Source organism: Deltaproteobacteria bacterium (genome assembly GCA_030654105.1).
GTDB lineage: Bacteria > Desulfobacterota > SM23-61 > SM23-61 > SM23-61 > JAHJQK01.
Window position 1 is genome coordinate 1 of the sequence record JAURYC010000335.1, and the last position, 5,487, is coordinate 5,487.

The 5,487-nt window shown below is 47.5% G+C and carries 6 protein-coding genes and 1 tRNA gene; 5 read left to right on the plus strand and 2 right to left on the minus strand.

What is annotated here, in order from left to right; genetic code table 11:
- Nucleotides 1–284 precede the first annotated feature (284 nt).
- From Q7V48_14710 to Q7V48_14730, 5 genes are all read left to right on the plus strand, one after another.
- Nucleotides 285–611 (plus strand): hypothetical protein, encoded by a 327-nt coding sequence (locus Q7V48_14710; GenBank protein ID MDO9211978.1) that lies wholly within the window; start codon nucleotides 285–287, stop codon nucleotides 609–611.
- 146 nt (nucleotides 612–757) lie between these two features.
- Nucleotides 758–1,534 carry an enoyl-CoA hydratase gene (locus tag Q7V48_14715; protein ID MDO9211979.1) on the plus strand — a complete coding sequence of 259 codons (777 nt, stop codon included), beginning with the start codon at nucleotides 758–760 and terminating at the stop codon, nucleotides 1,532–1,534.
- 125 nt (nucleotides 1,535–1,659) lie between these two features.
- A tRNA-Leu gene (locus Q7V48_14720) sits at nucleotides 1,660–1,744 on the plus strand.
- Nucleotides 1,745–1,876: 132 nt separating this feature from the next.
- The gene (locus Q7V48_14725) at nucleotides 1,877–3,115 is read left to right on the plus strand and encodes an ATP-binding protein (GenBank protein ID MDO9211980.1); all 1,239 of its coding nucleotides are present in this window, start codon (nucleotides 1,877–1,879) and stop codon (nucleotides 3,113–3,115) included.
- Between the two features lie 320 nt (nucleotides 3,116–3,435).
- Nucleotides 3,436–3,573, plus strand: coding sequence for a hypothetical protein (locus tag Q7V48_14730; GenBank protein ID MDO9211981.1), 138 nt, complete (start codon nucleotides 3,436–3,438; stop codon nucleotides 3,571–3,573).
- A 77-nt stretch (nucleotides 3,574–3,650) separates the two neighbouring features.
- On the opposite strand, the gene Q7V48_14735 is transcribed toward Q7V48_14730, so the two are convergent.
- Nucleotides 3,651–4,142, minus strand: coding sequence for a DUF3368 domain-containing protein (locus tag Q7V48_14735; GenBank protein ID MDO9211982.1), 492 nt, complete (start codon nucleotides 4,140–4,142; stop codon nucleotides 3,651–3,653).
- Complete coding sequence (locus Q7V48_14740) at nucleotides 4,135–5,187, minus strand: XRE family transcriptional regulator (protein MDO9211983.1); 1,053 nt, start codon at nucleotides 5,185–5,187, stop codon at nucleotides 4,135–4,137. Before Q7V48_14740 ends, Q7V48_14735 begins: the two co-directional genes overlap by 8 nt.
- Between the last annotated feature and the right edge of the window lie 300 nt (nucleotides 5,188–5,487).

The following is a 5,487-nucleotide window of genomic DNA, read 5'->3' on the forward strand; positions in this document are numbered from 1 at the left end:
TTGAGATTTCTTTTTCCTTTATGCTTGCCATATAATACTGATTTTTAGGAAAGGGGCAAGATAATTTTCTAAATTTGAAAAAATCAGGGGTCAAGGGTTCAAGGGCCCTACGATTCAAGGGTTCCTGGACATTTTTTTGTCCCTCCTCAGAACCCTTAACCTCTCAAACCCTGTTTTAATAGACTTTTGAATTGACAAACCCGTGAAATTAAGATAAAAAAATCCCAGGTGATGCGGTCGACTTCGGTCGACTTCTGGAACCTATTAAAAAGGAGGCGCCATCGATGGAAGAAAAAGATCTGGAGAAGATGACGGCTACGGAATTGAGGGAATTTATTCTTAAAAATTACCCTGACATCACGGGCGTGCACGCCATGAAGGAAGAAGAACTCCTCCTGGCCATCCATAAAGCCCGAGGCGAGGTCGTAAAAGAAGCGAAGAAAAAAAAGAAGGTGGTAAAGGTCCAAGTCGACAAAAAAGAATTAAAAAAGCAAATTCGTCTGCTGAAAACCGAGCGGGGAAAATTCCTCCAGGAAAATAACAAAAATGCTCTGGCCAAAGTCAGGGAAAAAATCAAAAAGCTAAAACGCCTGACCAAGAAAGCGGCGTGAGGACCGATGCCGGCAAAAGCCAAGCCCAAATTGAAAGTCAGAATTCCGACACCCAAGCCAACGCGGTTCCATTCGACCCCCAAGGGTAAAAAAGGGTATAACCGCAAGCGATTGAAACGAGAAAACGCCCCTCTCAGGAGGCCCATTTGAATTACCGGGATATCCGATTCCAGAGCGGAGAAGGCATCGGGTTCATTACGCTGAACCGGCCGGAAAAAAGAAATGCCCTCTCCATGAACCTGATGGCCGAAATGATCGATCTATTAAAAACCATTAAAAAGAATCCGGAAGTAAGAGTGGTGATCATCAGGGGCGAGGGTTCAGTATTTTCTTCCGGCCATGACCTTTCCGAGATGCTGGAAGGAAGTGTGGTTTCTTACCGCTGCGTATTCGATGCCTGTACGGAGATGATGCAAGCGATCCGGGACCTCCCCCAGCCGGTGATCGCCCAGGTTCAGGGAATGGCTACGGCTGCGGGATGTCAACTGGTAGCAACTTGCGACTTAGCCATAGCCGAGGAAGGAGCTCGGTTCGCAACCCCGGGAGTGCGCATCGGTCTTTTCTGCCATACTCCTCAAGTCCCGCTTACCCGAGCGGTGGGTCGCAAGCGAGCGCTGGAAATGCTCTTGACTGGCCGGCCAATCTCCGCGGATGAAGCAGAACGGTATGGGTTAATCAACAAAGTTGTCCCGGCTGACCGTCTCGCCGAAGAGACTCTCAGCCTGGCCAAACATATCGCTCAGGCCAGCCCGCTGATCCTGGCCTTGGGAAAGAAGTCCTTTTATAGCCAAATTGAGACGGATGAAGCACGGGCCTACAATTACGCCAAGGAGATGATGTCCTTGAACGCCATGACCGAGGATGCCCAGGAAGGCATCTCCGCCTTCCTCCAGAAACGTGACCCGCAATGGAAAGGGAAATGATTTGAATGCGGAGTTCGGAATGCGGAATGCCGAGTGTGGAGCGTAAAACAAAACAGACAAAAAATGCTATAATAAATATATATCTGCGTTCATCTGCGTAAATCTGCGTCCTATAATTAAATTGTGCGAGAGTGGCGGAACTGGCAGACGCGCTGGACTTAGGATCCAGTGGGGAAACCTTTAGGGGTTCGACTCCCCTCTCTCGCACCAACAACTTTTCTTCATATCCCCACCGATTGCCTTCCGACGATTAGTAGTGTTCCCTGAATCTCATCCATGGCCAAATTCCAACCTCTTCATATAAATGTCGACCCTTTTCCACGATCCTGGAAAAAAGTCGACATGGAAAGACTCGTGGGACATTATATCTTTGACCCTGAAATCACCGAGGGGAAAATGATATTTCTTTCGGGTCCCCGCCAGGTGGGCAAAACGACCTTTGCCTTGAATTGGCTCGCTTCGATGGGAGTCGAAGGGACTTATTTTGACTGGGATGATCCCATCGTCAGGAGCGAATACCATCGGAATCCCCTGTATTTCAACAATATCATCCTTTCCAGATTTCAGGGAAAGCCGGTCCCGATGGTGTTCGATGAGATCCATAAGCATAAGAACTGGAAGAATATCCTTAAAGGGGTTCACGACCCCGCCAGAGGAAAAATACGGTTACTCGTGACAGGCAGCGCCAGGCTTGGGGTTTATCGAAAATCCGGGGATTCCCTCGTGGGCCGATACTTTTCCTTCCAGATGTTTCCCCTTTCTCTTCCCGAGGCCACGGGGGTATTTTCTTTTGTCCTGAATGAAGATTCCCCTTTTTCCAGCGGCGAAACCCTGACTCGCTTCGCCGAAAAGGCGCATCGTGATAAGACGGAGGAAAAATTTGACCTCCTCTACGCCTTCGGTGGCTTTCCGGAGCCTTTTCTGAAGGGATCCCCCCGGTTCCACCGCAGGTGGCATGAGGAATACAAAACCCTGTTGACCAAAGAAGATGTGCGGGATCTTTCTCGTGTCTCCGAGCTGAAAGGATTGGAGCATTTGATTGAAATACTCCCCTCGAGAGTAGGCGCCCCCTTGAGCATCAATTCCCTGAGGGAGTATTTGGGGTATCATCATGGAACCATAACCACCTGGATTGAAATGTTAAGCAAGCTTTATTTGATTTTTACCATTCGTCCCTGGCATCGCAATATCTTGCGTTCGATAAAAAAAGAGAAAAAACTGTTCTTTTTCGACTGGTCTTTTTTGGAAGATCCCGGAAAGCGCTTTGAGAATATGTTGGCGGTAACTCTCCTTAGGATGAGCGCCCGGTTTTCGGAGACGGGCCTGGGCTTTTTTGAGTTGATGTATATCCGGGATAAGGAAAAGAGGGAGGTGGATTTCGTATTGATAAAAGATAATCGCCCCGTGGCGCTGTTTGAAGCCAAGGAAAGGGATGAGGCGGTCAGCCCATCGGGGAAATTTTTTGCGGGGAAATTGGGAGTTCCCTTCTATCAAATTTCCCCCCGTCATGAAAGGGCAGGAGCTTTCCCTGGAAATTGCTTTAAAATCCCGGCAGCAGATTTTTTGATGCTGACGGGATAACAAGTTCCCTTCTTTAGCCCGCATCCAAAATTCCAGCCAAAAAGAAATATCCCGGTTTCCTATCGTCATGTATCCTGCAAGATCATGAATGAATTCCCTGTCTGCACGAATGGAATGATCTCTAAGACCGAGGTTTCCGCTTCCTACCGTCATATTTCTCTGATGATACTGGGGGAATTCCCAAAGGTCCTGGAAAGAGTTTCGTTCGAGCTTGGCCAACAAAAGAGCCAGTTCAGGATTTCCATGCAGACCCCGGTAGAGAACCCTCTCATGACCATCGAGAGTTTCAACAAGCAATTCCAGCTGGGGGAGAAAGAAAGTTGTTACGCTATGCGCCACGCTCCATGCGCTATGCAATTCTCTCTTCCGGGGCGGCACAGTTTGAGGGGTTACCGGCAGAGGCGAGTTACCGGCTGCAGAAGGTGGGGGGAATGGTCTTGGGGATGGTCCATGGATAATCATTTGGGCGTTGGGGATTTTCCAAATGCCAGCGCCCCTTTTTTCACTGGGGTTATTGCCCCTTGAACGGAATTGATTAACCGCTCCACTTTTTTAAACGAGCTTCACATTCTTTTTTGGGCAGCCAACTACCCTGCGCCAATATTTCTTTCAGAGCGCCTGCTGCTTCTTTTGCGGTCAAAATCTCATGCTGGACAAGTCTGTCAAGAAACCAAAGCAATCCATTCACCGGAACCCCTTCCTCATTTGCCGCTTTTCTAAGGGCATCATCACCGGTTACTAGCGGGCAGGAATTGATTTTAGCCAATAAAAGGGCAAATAGATCATTCGTTGAAGGCTTTGGGTAATGCGCTCTAAGCCTAAAAATCTCTCCAATAGCCTCTTCGCCAATTTGTGAGATTGAGAATCCGGAATGGATAAATACCTCTCCAGGTGGATTGATCAACTCTTCAACGATAACATCTGCCAAAAGAAATTCATAAGGCAGTTCTGTTGTCTTTTTCAGAAGGTGTCCATGAAAAAGGTCGATGCAAATGGTGGTATCGAGGACGATTTTTTTCTTAGGCAAATTCCACCTGCAAGGATTTCCGGAATTCCTCAAAGGACTTGCCGAGAATCTCCGCTGCCCGAACAGGAGAAACTAACCGTTCTGTCACCGCCTGCAAAAGCAGCCTTTTAAAGCGCCCTGGTTTTTCATGGGAAACCTGGTCTCCAGCCTCGATCCGATTCCAACCTCTTGCACGAAAAAGGCGGAATAGCTCTGATGCCTGGCTTTCCGAAATAATGGAAAGATCTTTCGCTCGATAAATCCATTGCTGCATACTCATGCCGTATTTTTTCTTCAGCATGTGTAATTCCCCAATGTCGATCTTATTCCTTTGTTTCCCAAGCTCCTGATAGACCATTTGCGCCGGCACGAGAAAAGCACCCGAAAACCGGTATGCCGCCTTTTCTTCATTGATTTCCGGGGAAACTTTCATGATCAAATGCCCCAGTTCATGGGCCAAATTAGACCGTTGTCGATCCCCCGGAAGTCCACCCTTGATTAAAATGACAGGAATTTTCTCATTCGCCCAACAGGAAAGGCCGTCAAACTCTTTCTCTCCTTCAAGGATAACGATTTTTACTCCCTGATCTTCCAGGGTTTCCGTAAGATTTTCGATCGGATCGACTCCAAGACTCCACAATTTGCGCAGGGAGTTAGCGAGATTTTCAACATCATCCATGCCTTCGATTATGAGGTCTTTATCATGCGGGAGCTTGATTTTAGGGAATCTATTATCCGGGAATAGCGATTCAACTTCTAAATACCTTTCCACCCAATCTTTCGCCTTCGCTCGCATCGCTTGAAGATTTTTTGAGGAAGCAGCAAGACGTTTTCGGTATGCCGGTTGGCCAAGCGTCACTTGAACAGAATCGGGGCGGAAGAAATACTCAACTTTAACGTCCAAAGCTTTTGCCAGTTTAATCAAAACATCTGAACCTGGGTTTGATTTCCCGGCTTCGTATTTATGAATCACCTGAGCGCTAATATAATTGTCAGTCTTTTCAGCAAGTTGCCTTAAAGAAAGACCTGCTGAAATGCGAGCTTGTCTTAAGCGATCGCCAATCATGATCCTCCCCTCCTTTTTCCTCTCAATTTACCAGTTGACAAATAACACATATTATGATATTTTGTCAACTAAAAAGGAGATGAAAAATTCATGGCAACGAATCCACCAAAGGGAGATGGGCCTCGGCATGGATCAATACGCGAACGCTCCTAAGCGTATAATCCCAAAACGGAACGTTGGGTAAAACGGGATTTCGGGACCGGCCGGTTCATTGATCAAAAGGCGAACCAAACCCCATTGAAGGGTGTGCGAAGGGATAAATAGACAAAGCTCAGCCAGAACTCCCGTTATCCTTTATCC

What these genes read in the sequence shown, in the direction of transcription:
- Q7V48_14710 (MDO9211978.1), top strand. Translation starts at nt 285, where the DNA reads ATGGAAGAAAAAGATCTGGAGAAGATGACGGCTACGGAATTGAGGGAA.
- Q7V48_14725 (MDO9211980.1), top strand. Translation starts at nt 1,877, where the DNA reads ATGGAAAGACTCGTGGGACATTATATCTTTGACCCTGAAATCACCGAG.
- Q7V48_14740 (MDO9211983.1), bottom strand. Translation starts at nt 5,187, where the DNA reads ATGATTGGCGATCGCTTAAGACAAGCTCGCATTTCAGCAGGTCTTTCT.